Raw genomic sequence first — 18,167 nt, 5'->3', positions numbered from 1 at the left:
GATTATAAAGTCTCAAATATATTGATTGTTTCTTTCATACTACATGTAATTGCATTTATATTATTTTTAAAATGGCTAGGAAAAAAGGAGTCTAGTACATTTAGAAAAACGAATAAGATAAAAGTAGTAGGCATTAGTATTTTGATTGTAATGATGCCGTTTATTTTAAATACAATCCTCCAGACATTGAATAAAACATGGTACTACGCAGGAAAAACAGGGGTAGAAGCAATAGAATATAAAAAAGAAGATAGCCAGTGTAGAATGGAGAAAAATGGAGAGAATATCCAACCGAAGTGCATTGTTACTTTAAAAAATTATCGTAATCATTCACAAGCATTAAAAGTTGTTTTATACGATAATGCAAACGAGAATTCAAAAAGCTATCCAGTACCGAAACCAGTCTATTTACAAAAACATGAGACAAAGCAATTCGAATTTCAAGTTCCTGTTTCTTATAATAGAGGTATTGAAAAAGATAAAGTACCAAATATTAAATTACATTCATTGCATGAAAATGATACGAAATACAATTAATCTGTAAGTAAAAGTTTATGAGTAGGAGCAAGAATTTGAAACGATATAGAAAATCAACTTGAATCATCCAACATACTGCGAGGTAACGGTATATTGGATGATTTTTTTATGTTATCCCCTTTTTTCACGTATGAAAAGGAGGAATACTTTGTTGGAAATGAAAAACATCACAAGGATCATACATGGTTTTTACTTTACGTAATCTGTGAAAGTTAGAGCCATAATAACTAGTTTGCCAATTTTTAATGTCGATATCGGGCCAGTTCACATAGTCACCTAGTGTATAAGGATCTAAGCTTTCTCGTAAACCTTTAACCCAGCGTATATTTCGATTTTCTTCATCATCGCATTTCCAAGAGGTAATGTATTCTTGAGCAATAATTGCTTTACGATGAAAATAAGCCGTTTTATTCGGCGAAATATTTTCAACAGCACCTATGAGCGATTGATGCCAAATACTAGCATCTTTATTCGGTGCATGAGAAAGAAAGTATTGCATGATTTGAATGCCTTTAAGGGGAATAGGTTTATAGACATAGGAACCAGAGCGCTTGAAATTTTCAGGGATGTTACCGCCATTAAAAAATTCAACAGCCTTTATATAAGTAACTTCTTCTATAAAGAGAGAGGGGCTACCAGTTTCAAGAAGAGGGGATAATAGGAAATGGAGTTCAGAGGGAGAACCGACAAACTCGCCTTGTGCTTTGATTTTATTTCGTTGCTTGGCGAATAATTCGATCGATGAAGTGAGACGTTCATCTATATAAGGTGCCCAGTTTTGCCACGCTTGAAATGCAGCAATAAAGTCGTCCCATTCCCATGTAATTGAGAAAATTGATACATTTTTTATCGGGTGGACTCGAAAAGTTAAGGAAGTGACAATTCCAAAGTTGCCACCACCGCCACCACGGCATGCCCAAAAAAGGTTAGAGTTCTCTTGTTCATTTGCACGAATGAGTTTTACACCAAATTTTCCACACGCTTGTACCATTTCCACTTCCATTAATTGATCACATGTTAATCCAAATAAGCGCGAAAGCATACCAATACCACCGCCAAGTGCTAATCCAACAATTCCAACGCTTGCACTTGTACCAGCAGGAATTGTAACACCGTAATTCCAAAGTTCTTTATAAACAGTGCCAAGATTTGCACCAGCCTCAATTGTTGCTGTTAATTTCTCTGTATTAACAGTAATGCGATGCATTTCACTCACATCAATAATAAGTCCTCTATTTAAAAGAGAAAAATTTTCATAGCTATGACGTCCACTTCTTAACCGAAATGGTATATGACGTTCACGTGCCCATTTTAAGGCGTTACAGACATCCTTGTTATTTTGACAAAAAACAATAATACAAGGGAGTTTTGGAATACTTAAATTTAAATTCATTCGGGCTACGTCGTAGTCAGGATCTGTGGGAACAACGATACGACCTGTTAATTTTGTTTGCTTCAATTTATTACTCCTTTCTAAAATAATCAGAGCTTTTTATTAATATATGAAAAATGTCTGTAATACGCGTGGACAAGGAGAGGTGAAGAATGAGATTTACCTTTGTGAGAAATAAATAAAGCATAAGAATAAAGAATCTACATAGAGTTCAATGAAAACAGTTGCAAACTGTTCATATTTTGTTATGATAGTGTTACGAAAACGTTTGCATAAAATTCCGATGGGATGCAAAAGGAGAGAATGACTATGAATAAGACATGGTGGAAAGAAGCGGTTGCTTATCAAATTTATCCACGAAGCTTTATGGATTCAAATGGTGATGGTATTGGAGATTTACAAGGTATTATTGCAAAACTGGATTATTTAAAAGATTTAGGTATAGATGTAATTTGGATTTGTCCAATGTATAAGTCGCCTAATGATGATAATGGTTATGATATTAGTGATTATCAAGATATTATGGATGAGTTTGGTACAATGGCAGACTTTGATGCTTTACTAGATGAAGTTCATAAGCGTGATATGAAGCTTATTATTGATTTAGTTATTAATCATACGAGTGATGAACATCCATGGTTTATTGAATCACGTTCATCTAAAGATAATCCGAAGCGTGATTGGTATATTTGGCATGATGGTAAAGATGGTGCGGAGCCAAACAACTGGGAAAGTATTTTTAATGGTTCGGCATGGGAATATGATGAAGAAACAGAACAATATTATTTACATCTATTCTCACGTAAACAACCAGATTTAAACTGGGAGAATAAAGAAGTTCGCGAAGTACTATATGATACGGTTAATTGGTGGCTTGATAAAGGTATTGATGGTTTCCGCGTTGATGCGATCAGTCATATTAAAAAAGAAGAAGGCCTCAAGGATATGCCAAATCCAAAAGAGTTAAAATATGTGCCATCTTTTGATAAACATATGAATGTGAAAGGTATTCAACCTTTATTAGAAGAGCTAAAAGAAAATACATTCTCTAAGTACGATATTATGACTGTTGGTGAAGCAAATGGTGTTAAGATTGAAGATGCTGAGCTATGGGTTGGAGAAGAGCAAGGTAAGTTCAATATGGTATTCCAATTTGAACATTTAAGTTTATGGGATGCAGAGAAGAAGAAAGACCTTGATGTTGTAGGATTGAAAAAAGTATTAACGAAATGGCAAAAAGGATTAGAAAATAAAGGATGGAACGCTTTATATATTGAGAATCACGATAAACCACGTATCGTTTCAACATGGGGAGATGATAAACAATATTGGCGTGAAAGTGCAACAGCTCTAGGGGCGATGTATTTCTTTATGCACGGTACACCGTTTATTTATCAAGGCCAAGAAATTGGTATGACAAATATTCAGTTACCAAATATTGAAGATTACGATGATGTAGCAATTAAAAATTTATATCGCGAGAAAATTGCAGAGGGCGTACCACATCAAGATATGATGGAGATTATATGGGCTTCTTGCCGCGATAATTCACGTACACCTATGCAGTGGAATGATGAGATGAATGCTGGTTTCACAACAAGTACACCTTGGTTTAGCATGAATCCAAATTACAAAGAAATTAATGTTGAAAAGCAAAAAAATGAAGAAAAGTCTATTTTCAATTTCTATAAGAAAATGATTGCCCTGAAAAAAGAGCACGATGTACTGAACTATGGTACGTACGATTTACTTTTAGAAGACGATCCACAAATTTATGCATATACACGTACGTTACAGGATGAAAAAGTCATTGTAATTAGTAATATCTCAAAAGAGGAAGCTGTGTATAATGAGGGTTCATTTGCACTAGAACGCAAACGTTTGCTTTTAAATAACTATGAAGTTGCGGAACATGAAGAAGTAACAACAATTGCTTTAAAACCTTATGAAACAAGGGTTTATCGCATTTCATAATAAAAAAGGATGCTCTTTGAGCATCTTTTTTTATGAAAAAAAATAAATTTCTATTGCAAAGTGAAAACGCTTTTATTAAAATAGATTTATGAAAACGGTTGCGTAAAAAGAAAAATGATATGAGGAATCGTTTTCATAAAAGGGACAGAAATTATAATTTAAATCATTATGTTGTTATAAATAAAGGGGAGGAAGAACAGATGAAAATTACGTCTTTTGATTTTTGGCAAAAGTTCGGGAAAGCTTTATTAGTTGTTGTAGCTGTAATGCCAGCAGCTGGTTTAATGATTTCCATCGGTAAGTTAATTGGTATGTCTGCTGGGGATGTTAACGCAGTTCATACAATCGCTCGCGTAATGGAAGACATCGGTTGGGCAATCATTACAAATCTACACATCTTATTCGCAGTAGCAATTGGGGGATCTTGGGCGAAAGATCGCGCGGGTGGTGCATTTGCAGCGCTATTAGCATTCGTCTTAACAAACCGAATTACAGGAGCTATATTTGGGGTAAACGCTGAAATGTTAGCGGATTCAAAAGCGAAAGTTTCTTCAGTAATAGCGGGAGATTTAATTGTAAAAGATTACTTTACTTCTGTACTTGGTGCACCCGCATTAAACATGGGAGTGTTCGTAGGGATTATCACAGGTTTCTTAGGAGCTACTTTATATAACAAATATTATAACTATAATAAACTGCCACAGGCATTAGCATTCTTTAATGGAAAACGATTTGTACCATTCGTTGTAATTCTTTGGTCTACAGTTACTGCGATTGTATTATCACTTCTATGGCCATTCATCCAAAGTGGGTTAAATGAATTTGGTCGCTGGATTGCAGCTTCAAAAGATAGTGCACCAGTTGTTGCACCGTTTGTATATGGAACGTTAGAGCGTTTATTATTACCATTTGGTTTACACCATATGTTAACGATTCCGATGAACTATACAGAGCTAGGCGGAACATATACGATGCTAACTGGTTCAAAAGTTGGACAAGTTGTAGCAGGACAAGATCCATTATGGCTTGCATGGATTACAGATTTAAATAATTTACTAGCAAATGGAGATACGAAGGCATATAACGATTTATTAAATAACGTTGTACCAGCTCGTTTCAAAGCTGGACAAGTTATCGGCTCAACAGCAGCGTTAATGGGGATTGCATTTGCGATGTTCCGTAACGTTGATAAAGAAAAGCGTGCAAAATATAAACCAATGTTTTTATCAGCAGCATTAGCAGTATTCTTAACAGGTGTAACAGAACCAATTGAATTCATGTTCATGTTTATTGCTCCAGTATTATATGTTGTATATGCTATTACAACAGGACTTGCATTCGCGCTAGCTGATTTAATTAACTTACGTGTTCATGCATTTGGATTTATTGAGTTAATTACTCGTACACCAATGATGGTTAACGCAGGTTTAACAAGAGACTTAATCAACTTTGTTATTGTTTCATTAGTGTTCTTCGGTCTTAACTTTACACTATTTAATTTCTTAATTAAAAAATTCAACTTACCAACACCAGGGCGTGCAGGTAACTATATTGATAATGAAGATGAGGCATCAGAAGGAACAGGAAATGTACAAGACGGTTCATTAGCAACAAAAGTTATCGATTTATTAGGTGGAAAAGAAAATATTGCTGACGTAGATGCTTGTATGACACGCTTACGTGTAACAGTAAAAGATTTAGATGTTGTTGCACCAGAAGCACAGTGGAAACAAAATGGTGCTTTAGGGCTTATTGTAAAAGATAAAGGTGTACAAGCGGTATATGGTCCGAAAGCTGACGTATTAAAGTCAGACATTCAAGATATGTTAGGTGCGTAATAATATATGAAATTGCTAACTTTAAACTGTCATTCTTGGCAAGAAGAGAATCAAATAGAAAAGATACAATACCTTGCTAAAGTAATTCAAGAAGAAGGGTACGATGTCATCGCATTGCAAGAAGTAAGTCAGTCCATACAAGCTGAAAATGTATGCGGTAACAAGAAAGAAGATAATTTTGGACTTTTACTATTAGAAGAGTTAAAAGCGCTACATGTAAAAGATTACAATATTACTTGGGATTTCTCTCATATTGGTTATGACGTGTATGAAGAAGGATTAGCAATTATAACGAAGCATAATATTATAAAAGAAGATACGTTCTTCATTTCAGAAAACGAGGATACAACGTATTGGAAAACGCGTAAAATTGTAAGTGCAACAATTGCTTATAATGGTAAGGATATAACGTTTTACTCTTGCCATCTCGGTTGGTGGAATGATGAAGAAGAGTCATTCGAAGGTCAAGTCGATCGTTTGATGGAGCGTGTAGATAGCAATAAGCTCGCCTTCTTAATGGGGGATTTTAATAACAATGCTCGGTTGGAAGGCGAAGGTTATGAGTATATGATGCAAAAAGGGTTGTATGACACATATGAATTAGCAATAGAGAAGGATGAAGGAACGACTGTCCAAGGTGAGATTGCTGGTTGGGATGAAAATAAACATAATTTGCGAATCGATCTAATATTGTGTAACCAAAGTAAAAAAGTTCATTCTTCAAAAGTTATTTTCAATGGTACAAACAGAAATGTAATTTCAGATCATTTCGGTGTAGAGGTTCAATTGGATATATAATAGAAGAAATCCTCACAGAGAATAAAAGCTGTGAGGATTTTTTTTAGGAATACAAGTATTTCCAAGAGAAAATACTTGTATTTTTTATGACATTTCATATATATTTGTTATTATTGAATGTAAAACCGATTTGGTCATTTTGTATTCATACTTTGACTCACTTCGTTATATAATGAAGTAAGTGAAAGTTAATGGGAAAAAATAGTACGTTTTTGGTTAATACACGATGTAGAAAGTGATATAATTGCAAAATGTATGTATCATTTTCTAAAGAAGGAAAAATATATAATTAGGTGATAACTTCTATGAAACAGATTTGGCGTATTTATAAGACAGATTTACGGAATGTAGCCAAACATTGGGCTGCAATTGTTATTGTTTTAGGATTAATGATTTTACCATCGTTATATGCATGGTTTAACATTAAAGCTTCTTGGGATCCGTATGGAAATACAAAAGAGGTTCCCATTGCAGTTTCCAACCAAGATGCAGGTTCTAATTTAAGAGGGAAAGATATTAATATCGGGAAAGAGATTGTAGACTCCCTTAAGAAAAACAAAAATCTTGGCTGGAAATTTGTAGATGAAAAACAAGCAATTTACGGAGTTGAGCGTGGGGATTATTATGCAAGTATTACGATTCCAAAAGACTTCTCTGAAAAAATCGCAACTGTTCTGGATGAAAATCCGAAAAAACCAGAACTGGATTACTATGTGAATGAAAAAGTAAACGCGATCGCACCGAAGATTACAGCAAAAGGTGCATCAGGTATTACAGAAGAAATTAGTAAAAATTTTGTTAAAACAGCAAACGGTGAGATTTTTAAAATTTTCAATGACCTTGGAATCGATTTAGAAACAAACTTACCAAGTATCGAAAAAGTAAAAGATCTTGTATTTAAGTTAGAAGCGCAGTTCCCAGAAATGAATACACTCATGGATAAGGCGTTAGATGATGCGACTCGAGCAGAAGATATTGTGAAAGTGGCGCAGAAAGATTTACCTGTTGTAGAGAGTGTAATAAATGATGGGCAGGAAGCATTGGCGAATTTAGATAAGTTCTTTGCAAGACAAGATCAAACATTAAAAAATGCTCCAGGGACGATAAGAAATGATTTAGTAGCAGCACAAGGCGTTATGGATAGAGCTGCTGCATTTACTGACTTTTTAATGAATCCAGGTGTTGATTTAAACATCCCTGATTTGTCTGGAATGAATGGATTACCTGAATTCCCGGCGAAACCAGATCTTTCTAAGTTGAATAGTGATGGGTATAAAAATATAGCACAAAGTATTAATCAAACAGTAAATAATGTTTTAAGTTCATCACGTGCAGGAACAGCTTATGGAAAAAGTGTTGTAAATGGATTGCAAAATGGGCAATTTGATCCAGAACAAGCAAAGAAAGATTTAAATGCGGTATCAGATCAATTGCAAGCTCGTACAGAAGGTATTTCGTATCTTATTAATGTATTTACTGAACTTCAAAAATCGGCGACGACTGATTTTGGTCAAAGCTTTTTCCAAGGGCGAGTGGATCGCTTAACTAAGCTGAAAAGCGGTATGGAAAATGCAAACAACGGTATTAAAGATATTGTAAATGTTATTGGCAAAGGACAAGAAGTAAAGAAAGATGTAACGGATGTAGCGAATCAAAAATTAGATGCAGCAAATGGATTAATTGATCAAGCTGAAAAAGATTATAATGAAACGTTTGTAGCAGATTATAAAAAAGCAGTTAGCACAGTCGATCAAGCTAAAGTTGATGCAAATACAGCATATGATAATGCAAAAGCAGATTACGATAAAGTAAAAAATGGTATTGAAGGTGCAAAAGCAGACTTACAAAAGGCGAAAGAAGATGTAAAGAATAGAGGTATTAACGATTTAGATTCAACGAAAGTAGCTTTAAATAGTTTAAATGGTCAATTCCAATCTGGAATCGGTTTAATTGATGATATGATTCCAGTTCTAGAAAGTACAAATAAGGTTTTAGCGGATGTAAATAGTGATAAAAACCTTAATAATGGAATCGCAAAATTAAACAAAGCGAAAAGCAGCTTACAAAAAGGTGTAGAGGCAACGAATAAGGGAATTACACTTCTTAACAATGGCCAGAAACCTACAAAAGATGTAATTGAAAGTATTAACAACGCTGCGAAGGGCGGATCAGCTCAATTAACAGATGTATTATCGACGTATGATTCAGAAATTGTACCTAATTTCAATACAGCAATTGCTCGTACAAAAGAGATGTCGAAAAATACAACTCAAATTTTAAATGATGCAGACAAAAAGCTTCCAGATGTTAAAAAATTACTAGAAGATTCATCAAAAGGCTTAGTAGACGGTAGAAAGAAATTAGTAGACATTAAAGCTGAAATGCCGGAGACTGAGAAAAAGATTAAAGAATTAGCAGATAAAATTCGTGATTTTGAATCTGAAGAGGATTTAAAAGACATCATACGCTTATTGAAAAACGATGTTGAGAAGCAAAGTGATTACTTTGCGAATCCAGTAAATTTAAAAGAAAATAAATTATTTGCGATGCCGAACTACGGTTCAGCGATGTCACCATTCTATACAGTGCTTGCATTATGGGTAGGCGCATTATTAATGGTTTCATTATTAACGGTAGAAGTACACGAAGAGGGCGCGAATTATAAGAGCCATGAAATTTACTTCGGACGTTTATTAACATTCTTAACGATAGGTCTTTCACAAGCGTTTATCGTATCGATGGGAGATATATTCTTACTCGGTACGTACGTAGTCGATAAGTTCTGGTTTGTGTTATTTAGTTTATTTATTGGTGGAGTCTTCGTTTGTATCGTATACTCACTCGTTTCTATTTTCGGAAACGTTGGGAAATCGATGGCGATTATTTTACTTGTACTACAAGTAGCAGGATCGGGCGGAACATTCCCAATCCAAATGACACCAGCGTTCTTCCAAGCGATTTATCCGTTCTTACCATTCACATACGCAATTAGCGCAATTCGTGAAACAGTTGGTGGAATGCTTTGGGATATCGTAACGCGAGATTTACTTGTGTTAAGTGCTTTCGTAGTAGTTATGATTGTTGCTGCGTTATTACTGAAAACACCAATTAACAAATCAAGTGAAAAATTTGTTGAGAATGCAAAAGGAAGTAAAATCATTCACTAAAATAAAAGGTTCCTACCGATAGAGGTAGGAACCTTTTTGTTTAATCAAATTTTAATTTTTTTAATGCTTCCGCGAATGGGTTATTTAATGGTTCTTCTTCTTTTTTCTGTTGTTTCATATATTTTTGAACGTCGCGTTTATCGGCTTTGTTTCCAGATTCTTTTTTACGTCGCTCTTGGAATGTTGATAATTTCTCGCGATAGCCACATTTACATGCGAAAATTTGGCCTGCACCCTCACCACGTAATTCTAGTTTCTTTTTACATTGCGGACAGCGAGCATTTGTTGTACGAGATACATTTTTACGATGACCACATTCACGGTCTTGGCATACGAGCATTTTCCCCTTTTTTCCATTTACTTCTAGCATTGGTTTACCGCAATCTGGACAAGACTTCGTTGAAATGTTGTCATGTTTATATTTCTTATCACTCGATTTAATTTCAGCAACAATTTCTTTCGTATAGTTCTTCATTTCCGAAATGAATACTTCTTTCTTTAATTTTCCTTTTGCAATTGCTTCAAGTTTTTGTTCCCACTCACCAGTTAGTGTAGGTGATTTTAATTCTTCTGGTACTAAATCAAGTAATTGACGACCTTTTGATGTAATGTGAATATCTTTACCACGTTTTTCAATTAAGAAAGAATTGAAAAGTTTGTCGATAATATCTGCACGTGTCGCTACAGTACCTAATCCACCAGTTGATTTTAACGTATCAGCAAGTTGTTTATTTTGCGTATCCATATATTTTGTAGGATTCTCCATTGCTGAAAGTAAAGTTGCTTCATTAAAGCGTGCAGGTGCTTTCGTTTGACCTGATGTTTGCATAAGTAACTTTACAGTTAATGTATCGCCCTTTTCAATGTGAGGTAGAATCTGCTCTTTTACGTCATCAGTTACATCATCGTCTTCAAATCGATTTTCGTATACTTCCTTCCAACCAGCATGTAAAATCGTTTTTCCGCGTGCAATGAATGTTTCATTGCCGACCTTTGTGCGTAACGTTAGTTGTTCGTATTCGAATGCTGGGAATAAAACAGCTAAGAAACGTTTTACAACTAAATCATAAATTTTGCGTTCTTTATCTGTGAATGCTGCGAAGTTAACGTATCCTTCTGTTGGAATAATCGCATGATGATCGCTTACTTTACTATCATCAACAAATGATTTGTTAGGTTTGATAGGCTTTTGTAATACTTTATGTGCGAAGGGACGGTATTCTCCAACACCACATGCTTTTAGACGTTCTGGAAGTGTTCCAACGATATCAGATGAAATGTAGCGTGAATCTGTACGAGGGTACGTTAGTACTTTATGCTGTTCATACAATTTTTGCATAATATTTAATGTTTCTTTAGCAGAGTAACCGAACTTTTTATTTGCATCACGTTGCAATTCAGTTAAATCGTAAAGACCAGGAGAGAATGACTTCTTCTGTTTCTTATCAATTTCCACAACAGTAGCATTTTGTTTATCTAAACTTTTTACAATACCATCGATTTTTTCTTTATTAAAACTACGGCTATTGCCATTTGCATCTTGCCAAGTAAGTTTGAGCTTCTCCATTGTTTGAGCTTCGATGCCGTAGTAAGTTTGAGCTTTGAAGTTCTTTATTTCATCCTCACGACTAGCAATCATAGCAACAGTAGGGGTTTGTACACGGCCGCAATTTAACTGGGCATTAAAGCGAGTCGTTAAAGCACGAGTTGCATTAAGACCGATATACCAGTCAGCTTCTGAACGTGCAACTGCTGAAGCGTATAAATTGTCATAGGCTTTACCTGGTTTTAAATTTGCAAAACCATCTTTAATTGCTTTATCGGTTACAGAAGAAATCCATAAACGTTTGATTGGTTTATTTAGCTTAACTTTATCGATAATCCAGCGTGCGACTAATTCCCCTTCACGTCCAGCGTCTGTTGCTACAATAATTTCATTTACATCTTTTCTAAGTAGCTGACTTTTTACAGCATTAAATTGTTTACCAGTTTGTTTAATAACCGTTAATTTCAAACGCTCAGGTAGCATCGGTAAATCTTCTAAATTCCACTTTTTATATTTCACATCATAACTTTCTGGATCTGCTAATGTAACGAGATGACCTAAAGCCCAAGTTACAATATATTTACTACCTTCAAGGTAGCCATTTCCTTTTTTATCGCACTTAAGTACACGAGCAATATCTCGTGCAACGGAAGGTTTTTCAGCGATTACAACGCTTTTTGACATATTAAAAACATCCTTTCAAATTTCCATAAGTTAAATATAGCATACATCTTCTTGAGATTCAGTTTCGCTCCATATTTGATCGGTTTTTAGTGGGATGAACAAAACACTCACTGATTAAAGTTTCACTTGATTATGTTTATTGTTATATAGGTTGCTTCTATATTAAATAGAAAAGTAAAGAACTTGTTATTTTAGTAGAATAAGAGTAGACTTTGAAGTAGATGAATAATAAGCACATGGGAGTTTGTGGATACAAACTGAGAGTATGGCTACTAGTCCGTCATTGACCATTTGAACCTGTTGGATAATGCCAGCGTAGGGAGAGTGTAAAAGCACATGTTCAGGCACTTTGCGTACGCGCAAAGTGTCTTTTTGTGTATCTCCCACCATTATAGTTAGGAGATGAAAAGGATGAATATGAAAGAAATTAGTAAAGTAGTGGATTTGGTGAGAGAATCTAATCCGCTCGTTCATAATATTACAAATGTTGTTGTAACAAATTTTACTGCTAACGGTTTGTTGGCACTTGGAGCATCGCCTGTAATGGCGTATGCAAAAGAAGAAGTAGCAGAAATGGCTAGCATTGCTGGAGCGTTAGTATTAAATATGGGGACACTTCGTCCTGAAGAAGTAGAAGCGATGTTACTCGCGGGTAAATCAGCAAATGCGAACAATGTGCCAGTACTATTTGACCCAGTTGGTGCAGGAGCAACTTCGTATCGAACAGAAGTTGCGAGACATATTCCAGCCGAAATAGATTTAGCAATTATCCGCGGAAATGCGGCTGAAATAGCAAATGTTATTAATGAGAAATGGGAAATTAAAGGGGTAGACGCTGGTACTGGAAATGGCAATGTTGTAAGTATTGCAAGGCAGGCAGCAGATGAACTAAATACAGTTGCGGTCATTACTGGAAAAGAAGATGTTGTTACAGATGGAGAGAGAACTATTGTTATTCGAAATGGTCACCCTATTTTAACGAAAGTTACGGGAACAGGTTGTTTACTAACTTCTGTAATAGGAGCATTTGTAGCAGTGGAAAAAGATTATGTAAAAGCAGCAGTAGCCGCATTAACGTTTTATGGTGTAGCTTCGGAACTGGCAGCTGCTAAGGCGGTAGAAAAAGGGCCTGGTAGTTTCCAAATTGAATTTTTAAATCAATTAGCGAATACAACTTCAGGTGATATTGAGAAGTATGGGAAGATTGTGGAGTTAGAGTAAGAGGGAGTGAAAGAAATGGCACGCATTGAAATAGATAAAATGTCTAAGCTATTGCAAGTGTATTTTATTATGGGAAGTAATAACTGCACGAGGGATCCTTTAGCTGTATTGAAAGAAGCGTTAGATGGTGGAGTGACAATTTTTCAGTTTCGCGAGAAGGGGGAAGGTTCTTTAATCGGAGAAGATAGAGTGCGCTTTGCAAAAGAATTGCAGACGCTTTGTAAGGAATATAGTGTTCCTTTCATTGTAAATGATGATGTAGAATTAGCCATTGAATTAGATGCAGATGGTGTTCATGTTGGACAAGATGATGAAGGAATTACATCTGTTCGTGAAAAAATGGGAGATAAAATTATCGGCGTATCTGCTCATACAATTGAAGAAGCACGTTTTGCAATCGAAAATGGAGCGGATTATTTAGGTGTTGGTCCTATTTTCCCAACGAGTACGAAAAAAGATACGAAAGCGGTTCAAGGAACGAAAGGATTAGCTTATTTTAGAGAACAAGGAATTACAGTGCCAATCGTTGGTATTGGTGGGATTACAATTGAAAATACAGCGGCAGTTATAGAGGCGGGTGCGGACGGTGTTTCAGTTATTTCAGCAATTAGTTTAGCGGAATCTGCGTATGAAAGTACGAGAAAATTAGTTGAAGAAGTAAAGAGAAGTTTGTAGGGAAGGAAGTGTAGTATTTTAAGTGCTACATGAAGAAATAGACTGCCCAAAATTTAAACAAATATTTGATTAAAAAAGCACAAACCTTTTTAAATAAAGGTTTGTGCTTTTTCTTTAAAACATAATTGAAATTAAGAGCATTCCAATTCCGATAGAAGTAAATGTTGCAATTAGGCCCGGAATCATAAAACTATGATTTAATACGTATTTACCGATACCTGTTGTACCAGTACGGTCAAAGTTAATGGCAGCAACGATTGTTCCATAGTTTGGAATGAAGAAATATCCATTTACTGCAGGGAACATCGCAATCAGTAGCGCTGGTGGAATACCAAGAGATAGTCCAAGTGGCATTAAGGCACGAACTGTTGCTGCTTGGCTGTACAGTAAAATAGATAGAATGAATAGTGCGATAGCAAATAGCCAAGGTGCACTTGTTACTAAATGCTGAATCGATCCTTGAATCATATTTAAGTTTCCATTAAAGAAAGTATCTCCCATCCAAGCGATACCGAAAATAGCAACAACTGCTGTTGCTCCTGCTTTAAAGACGTTACCAGATACAATGCTTTCTACATTTGGTTTACAGAAAATAATAATAAGAGCCGCGATAGTTAACATAACCATCTCAATTGTGTTCGGCATGGAAAGACGGGCTAACTTCCCATCAACTATCCATCCTGGACGAAGTGCTTCAAATGAACCAAGAAGTACAACAAGGAAGGTTCCTACAAGGAAAAGGATAACTGATAATTTTGCGCCCTTTACACCTACAAATTCTTTTTTCTCTTCAAGCTTAGGAATTAATCCTTCTTTTAATCGTTTTAAGTATCCAGGGTCTTCATTTAATTCTTTTCCCATCTTACTAGCAACAAATGCAGCTATCATACAAGCGATGAAAGTAGAAGGGATACTTACTTTTAAAATATCTAATAAGGTGATTTTATAGTCAGCTAACATTGCTAAAAGTGCAACTGTTGCAGCTGATATAGGACTAGCTGTAATTGCTTGTTGGGAAGCAATTACGGCAATTGACATTGGTCGTTCTGGTCTAATTCCGGATTCGCGAGAGACTTCAGCGATAACAGGAAGTACAGAATAAGCAACGTGACCAGTTCCTGCACAAAGTGTAAATAAATAAGTAACAATTGGAGCAAAGAATGTAATGCGTTTTGGATTTTTTCGTAATGCCTTTTCAGCTAGATGAACAAGGTAGTCCATTCCTCCAGCGGCTTGCAAAGCACCAGCAGCTGTAATTACTGCCAAAATCATAAGCATTACATCGATAGGAGGCGCCGTTGGTTGTAAGTGGAAGACAAAAACGAGTATTGCCATACCAACTCCACCCATTACTCCTAAACCAACTCCGCCTAGGCGTGCACCAATAAAAATACAGAGTAACAAGGTAAGAAATTGTAGCCAAAACATGATAAACTACCTCCGAAATTCATTAGTTAAGATATATTCGAATAGTTTAATTTGAATGAAAATTAAATAAATACCCGAAGAAATCCTTGTTATTTATACATTTTTTATTATATAACATAAAAAAAGTAACATTCACGTACTTTTTGAAATTATTTTGAAAAAGCAATTCATTAAAAATTTGTATTTATATCTCTAAATAAGTAGACATTTTGATTTATATGTTGTAATCTTTGAAAGAGAATAAATTAATTCTCATAGAACTCCCATATCGTTCAACTCGTTCAGCGAGAAAGGCAAACTGATGGAAACATGAGGACGCAAAACTACAGGAGCTAAGGTCGAAAGGCTACGCTAGCCAGTTACCGGACGGATAGGGTTGGTCTTGGCCAATGCTTTTACATTGGCTTTTTTTTATTCTCGAACATATTGAGAAACATTTTCAAACAAAATATTCATATATTTTGTTTTTTTGTTTATGTTGATTAAGGAAGGTGGATATTAATGAAAAAATATTGGCATAAGTTATCGTTCCTTCAAAAGAACGTCTTATTAACCGTATTAGTTATTTTGACACTTGTTGGAAGTATGGGTGCATTAAGTTTCAACATGTTTCAAAATAGTATGATGTCTTTATTTGAAAGGCAGTCTATTGAAACAGGAGAAATAGTATTGAAAAAACTGGATGTAGAATTAGTTAGAGACATGGCGAAAGATCCTACAGCCGAAAAAGTGAAAAAAGAAAAGTTAACAGAGAAATTAGATGAAGTATCAAAAGAATTGAAAAGCGTTGGACAAACGTATGTTACAGGAGCAAAGCCGAATGAAAAGCGAGAATTACAACTCGTTGGTTTGACTACAGAGTTAACAAATGCGTTTCCTATAAAGCCGGGAGATTATTATGAACAACCCGCTCATTGGATGAAGGCATACGATAAAGTGATTGATACGAAAAAGGCTCAAATGACAGAAGTATATGAAGATGAAATAGGTTCGTGGGTGACAATATTAGAACCAATTACAGATGGAGAAAACAATATTGTTGCAATTATTGCGGCTGACTTAGATGCTTCCATTGTTCCTATTACAAAAGAGAAGTTTATGATACAGGGCTTACTCTTCATCATTATTTCATTAGCAATTGCGACTATTACTCAATTCTTTATCGTGCGTCACTCGCTAGCTCCATTAAAAGATTTAAGAGAAGGGTTACGTAAAATTGGTGAAGGTGACTTAAGTATTAAATTAAAAGAAAGACCAGATGATATTGGAATTATTAATGTTTATTTCAATAACACGATTGAAAAATTTAAAGGGATTATAGATAAAGTAAGGCAAACTGCTGAGCAAGTTTCTTCTTCTTCACAAGAATTGTCGGCGAGTACAGAGGAAAACAGCATGGCAGTTCAAGAGATTGCAAGTTCTATTGAAGGTTTAAGAGTAGGGGCACAGTCTCAAAAAACTTCAGTACAACAATGTTTAGGAATTGTACATGGAATGGAAGATAAGGTAGAAGAAATAACTGGGGCTGCAAAACAAGTTGCGGTTGCTTCTGAAGGTATGGAACAACATTCAATTGAAGGTAATGAAGTGATTGGACAAATTATTAATCAAATGAGTTTAATCCAAAATGCAGTACAAGATTTATCTTCCATCATTTATTCGTTAGAAACAAGGTCAAAAGAAATTAGTGATATCGTAACTGTAATTACAGGTATTTCAAATCAAACAAATTTATTAGCTTTAAATGCTTCTATTGAGGCTTCACGTGCTGGAGCAGCTGGAAGAGGGTTTGCAGTTGTTGCTGATGAAGTACGAAAATTAGCAGAACAAACGGAAGCGTCTGCAAAAGATATAGCGAAATTGATTGGTGAAACACAAGCTGAGACAGAAGATGCTGTAGTTTCCATGCAAAAAGGTTCAAAAGAAGTAGAAACTGGAATTTCGCTTGTTCAAAGTAGTGGAGATTTCTTTGAAAAAATCTCAAAATCAGCGCAATCTGTTACAGATCAAGTAAAAGCTGTTTCCGGTAATTCGAGTGACATTTTACAAAATAGCCAGAATATTGTTCAAGTCGTAAATGAATTATCACATATTGCAAATACTTATGCCAACAGCAGTAGTAATGTTGAAGAAAGCATGAAAGAGCAAGAAATATCAGTACAAGATATTGCAGAATTAGCGACTTCTTTAAGTTGGCTTTCTCAGGAATTACAAGAGCTTATTGGTGAGTTTAAAAGCGAATAAGGAGAAAGTTCAATTCTAATCAAGGGGGTATCTCCGCTACTGATTATGAATTGAACGAATCTGCCCTTTAATAAGGGATGAAAAAGGTGTGAATTTTCACACCTTTATTATATTTAAGAGAGGAATTTACATAAATATGAAATTAGCAATTTCTTATAATGAGATGGTAAAAGAATTTTTAGGAAAAGTAGAAGGAAGTATTAAAATACCTAAAGATGTGCAAGGAACAGAACTTAGGATAAAAAGGAAAACGGAACTGTTTTCAAATTTGACTCACATTGTAGATTTAATAGGAGCGACTGCAACGTGGTTATATCATATTTCTAAAGAAAAACATATTGTCGTGCTTTATCATGTAAGAGGAAATTTATTTCCAATTACTATTGAAGTTTCTAATTTTCTCTCCTATGAAAGTTTAAATTTACAAATTGAAGAGCAACTGGAGCAAATTAAAGAAATGAATGAGGAAGAAATAGAAGAGTTTCAAAACGGTAATACATTATATGAAATGTCACCTATTATTATTGGTGAAACATATTATGAGCTAAAAGACACGAATACATTACAATTTGTATTTAGTAAAAATATGCAAAGTGTAGAAATAATATTTAATAGTGTTAATTGGAAAGAGACAACGATTACTCGTTATGCACAACAAATAC

Annotated in this window: 11 protein-coding genes, 1 pseudogene and 2 riboswitches; of the genes and pseudogenes, 9 read left to right on the top strand and 3 right to left on the bottom strand. The window is 35.0% G+C overall.

Going from position 1 to position 18,167, the window contains the following annotated elements; genetic code table 11:
* Positions 1-537: ABC transporter permease (locus ABWK52_RS06615; protein ID WP_353771898.1), on the top strand; the 537-nt coding region annotated here is incomplete at its 5' end.
* 124 nt (positions 538-661) lie between these two features.
* On the opposite strand, the gene ABWK52_RS06610 is transcribed toward ABWK52_RS06615, so the two are convergent.
* On the bottom strand, positions 662-1,996 hold the full coding sequence (locus ABWK52_RS06610) for an FAD-dependent oxidoreductase (RefSeq protein WP_098542189.1): 1,335 nt from the start codon (positions 1,994-1,996) through the stop codon (positions 662-664).
* A 243-nt stretch (positions 1,997-2,239) separates the two neighbouring features.
* Between ABWK52_RS06610 and ABWK52_RS06605 the strand changes: the two genes are divergently transcribed.
* The 4 genes from ABWK52_RS06605 (at position 2,240) to ABWK52_RS06590 (ending at position 9,707) form a co-directional block, all read left to right on the top strand.
* Complete coding sequence (locus ABWK52_RS06605) at positions 2,240-3,904, top strand: glycoside hydrolase family 13 protein (protein ID WP_098542191.1); 1,665 nt, start codon at positions 2,240-2,242, stop codon at positions 3,902-3,904.
* Positions 3,905-4,104: 200 nt separating this feature from the next.
* On the top strand, positions 4,105-5,742 hold the full coding sequence (locus ABWK52_RS06600; RefSeq protein ID WP_000705560.1) for a PTS transporter subunit IIBC: 1,638 nt from the start codon (positions 4,105-4,107) through the stop codon (positions 5,740-5,742).
* Positions 5,743-5,748: 6 nt separating this feature from the next.
* The gene (locus ABWK52_RS06595; RefSeq protein ID WP_061113725.1) at positions 5,749-6,540 is read left to right on the top strand and encodes an endonuclease/exonuclease/phosphatase family protein; all 792 of its coding nucleotides are present in this window, start codon (positions 5,749-5,751) and stop codon (positions 6,538-6,540) included.
* Between the two features lie 305 nt (positions 6,541-6,845).
* On the top strand, positions 6,846-9,707 hold the full coding sequence (locus tag ABWK52_RS06590) for a YhgE/Pip domain-containing protein (RefSeq protein ID WP_061113724.1): 2,862 nt from the start codon (positions 6,846-6,848) through the stop codon (positions 9,705-9,707).
* A 40-nt stretch (positions 9,708-9,747) separates the two neighbouring features.
* Here the strand turns inward: ABWK52_RS06590 and topB are convergent, their stop codons facing one another.
* Positions 9,748-11,937 carry a DNA topoisomerase III gene (topB, locus tag ABWK52_RS06585; protein ID WP_000047299.1) on the bottom strand — a complete coding sequence of 730 codons (2,190 nt, stop codon included), beginning with the start codon at positions 11,935-11,937 and terminating at the stop codon, positions 9,748-9,750.
* A gap of 226 nt (positions 11,938-12,163) precedes the next feature.
* Positions 12,164-12,276, top strand: a riboswitch (TPP riboswitch).
* A 72-nt stretch (positions 12,277-12,348) separates the two neighbouring features.
* On the opposite strand from topB, the gene thiM reads away from it, so the two are divergent.
* Together thiM and thiE are read left to right on the top strand one after the other, a co-directional pair.
* Positions 12,349-13,158 carry a hydroxyethylthiazole kinase gene (thiM, locus tag ABWK52_RS06580; protein WP_001056095.1) on the top strand — a complete coding sequence of 270 codons (810 nt, stop codon included), beginning with the start codon at positions 12,349-12,351 and terminating at the stop codon, positions 13,156-13,158.
* 15 nt (positions 13,159-13,173) lie between these two features.
* Positions 13,174-13,833 (top strand): thiamine phosphate synthase, encoded by a 660-nt coding sequence (thiE, locus tag ABWK52_RS06575; protein WP_000090961.1) that lies wholly within the window; start codon positions 13,174-13,176, stop codon positions 13,831-13,833.
* A gap of 114 nt (positions 13,834-13,947) precedes the next feature.
* Here the strand turns inward: thiE and ABWK52_RS06570 are convergent, their stop codons facing one another.
* Entirely contained in the window at positions 13,948-15,261 is a 1,314-nt protein-coding gene (locus tag ABWK52_RS06570; RefSeq protein ID WP_048567381.1) for an anaerobic C4-dicarboxylate transporter family protein, read from the bottom strand.
* A gap of 282 nt (positions 15,262-15,543) precedes the next feature.
* A riboswitch (cyclic di-GMP riboswitch) is annotated at positions 15,544-15,628 on the top strand.
* A 134-nt stretch (positions 15,629-15,762) separates the two neighbouring features.
* Between ABWK52_RS06570 and ABWK52_RS06565 the strand changes: the two genes are divergently transcribed.
* On the top strand, positions 15,763-17,505 hold the full coding sequence (locus tag ABWK52_RS06565) for a methyl-accepting chemotaxis protein (RefSeq protein WP_000761081.1): 1,743 nt from the start codon (positions 15,763-15,765) through the stop codon (positions 17,503-17,505).
* Between the two features lie 136 nt (positions 17,506-17,641).
* Positions 17,642-18,167, top strand: a pseudogene (locus ABWK52_RS06560) (non-ribosomal peptide synthetase); the annotation flags it as partial.

It is taken from the genome of Bacillus sp. AP50 (genome assembly GCF_040492675.1).
GTDB classification, from domain to species: Bacteria; Bacillota; Bacilli; order Bacillales; family Bacillaceae_G; genus Bacillus_A; species Bacillus_A cereus.
The sequence above is the reverse complement of the archived record's forward strand: the minus strand, read 5'-3'. Positions and strand labels throughout refer to the sequence as shown.

Excerpts from the sequence above, each read along its gene's own strand:
- ABWK52_RS06605 (WP_098542191.1), top strand. The coding sequence starts at position 2,240 with ATGAATAAGACATGGTGGAAAGAAGCGGTTGCTTATCAAATTTATCCA.
- ABWK52_RS06600 (WP_000705560.1), top strand. The coding sequence starts at position 4,105 with ATGAAAATTACGTCTTTTGATTTTTGGCAAAAGTTCGGGAAAGCTTTA.
- ABWK52_RS06595 (WP_061113725.1), top strand. The coding sequence starts at position 5,749 with ATGAAATTGCTAACTTTAAACTGTCATTCTTGGCAAGAAGAGAATCAA.
- ABWK52_RS06590 (WP_061113724.1), top strand. The coding sequence starts at position 6,846 with ATGAAACAGATTTGGCGTATTTATAAGACAGATTTACGGAATGTAGCC.
- topB (WP_000047299.1), bottom strand. The coding sequence starts at position 11,937 with ATGTCAAAAAGCGTTGTAATCGCTGAAAAACCTTCCGTTGCACGAGAT.
- thiM (WP_001056095.1), top strand. The coding sequence starts at position 12,349 with ATGAATATGAAAGAAATTAGTAAAGTAGTGGATTTGGTGAGAGAATCT.
- thiE (WP_000090961.1), top strand. The coding sequence starts at position 13,174 with ATGGCACGCATTGAAATAGATAAAATGTCTAAGCTATTGCAAGTGTAT.
- ABWK52_RS06570 (WP_048567381.1), bottom strand. The coding sequence starts at position 15,261 with ATGTTTTGGCTACAATTTCTTACCTTGTTACTCTGTATTTTTATTGGT.
- ABWK52_RS06565 (WP_000761081.1), top strand. The coding sequence starts at position 15,763 with ATGAAAAAATATTGGCATAAGTTATCGTTCCTTCAAAAGAACGTCTTA.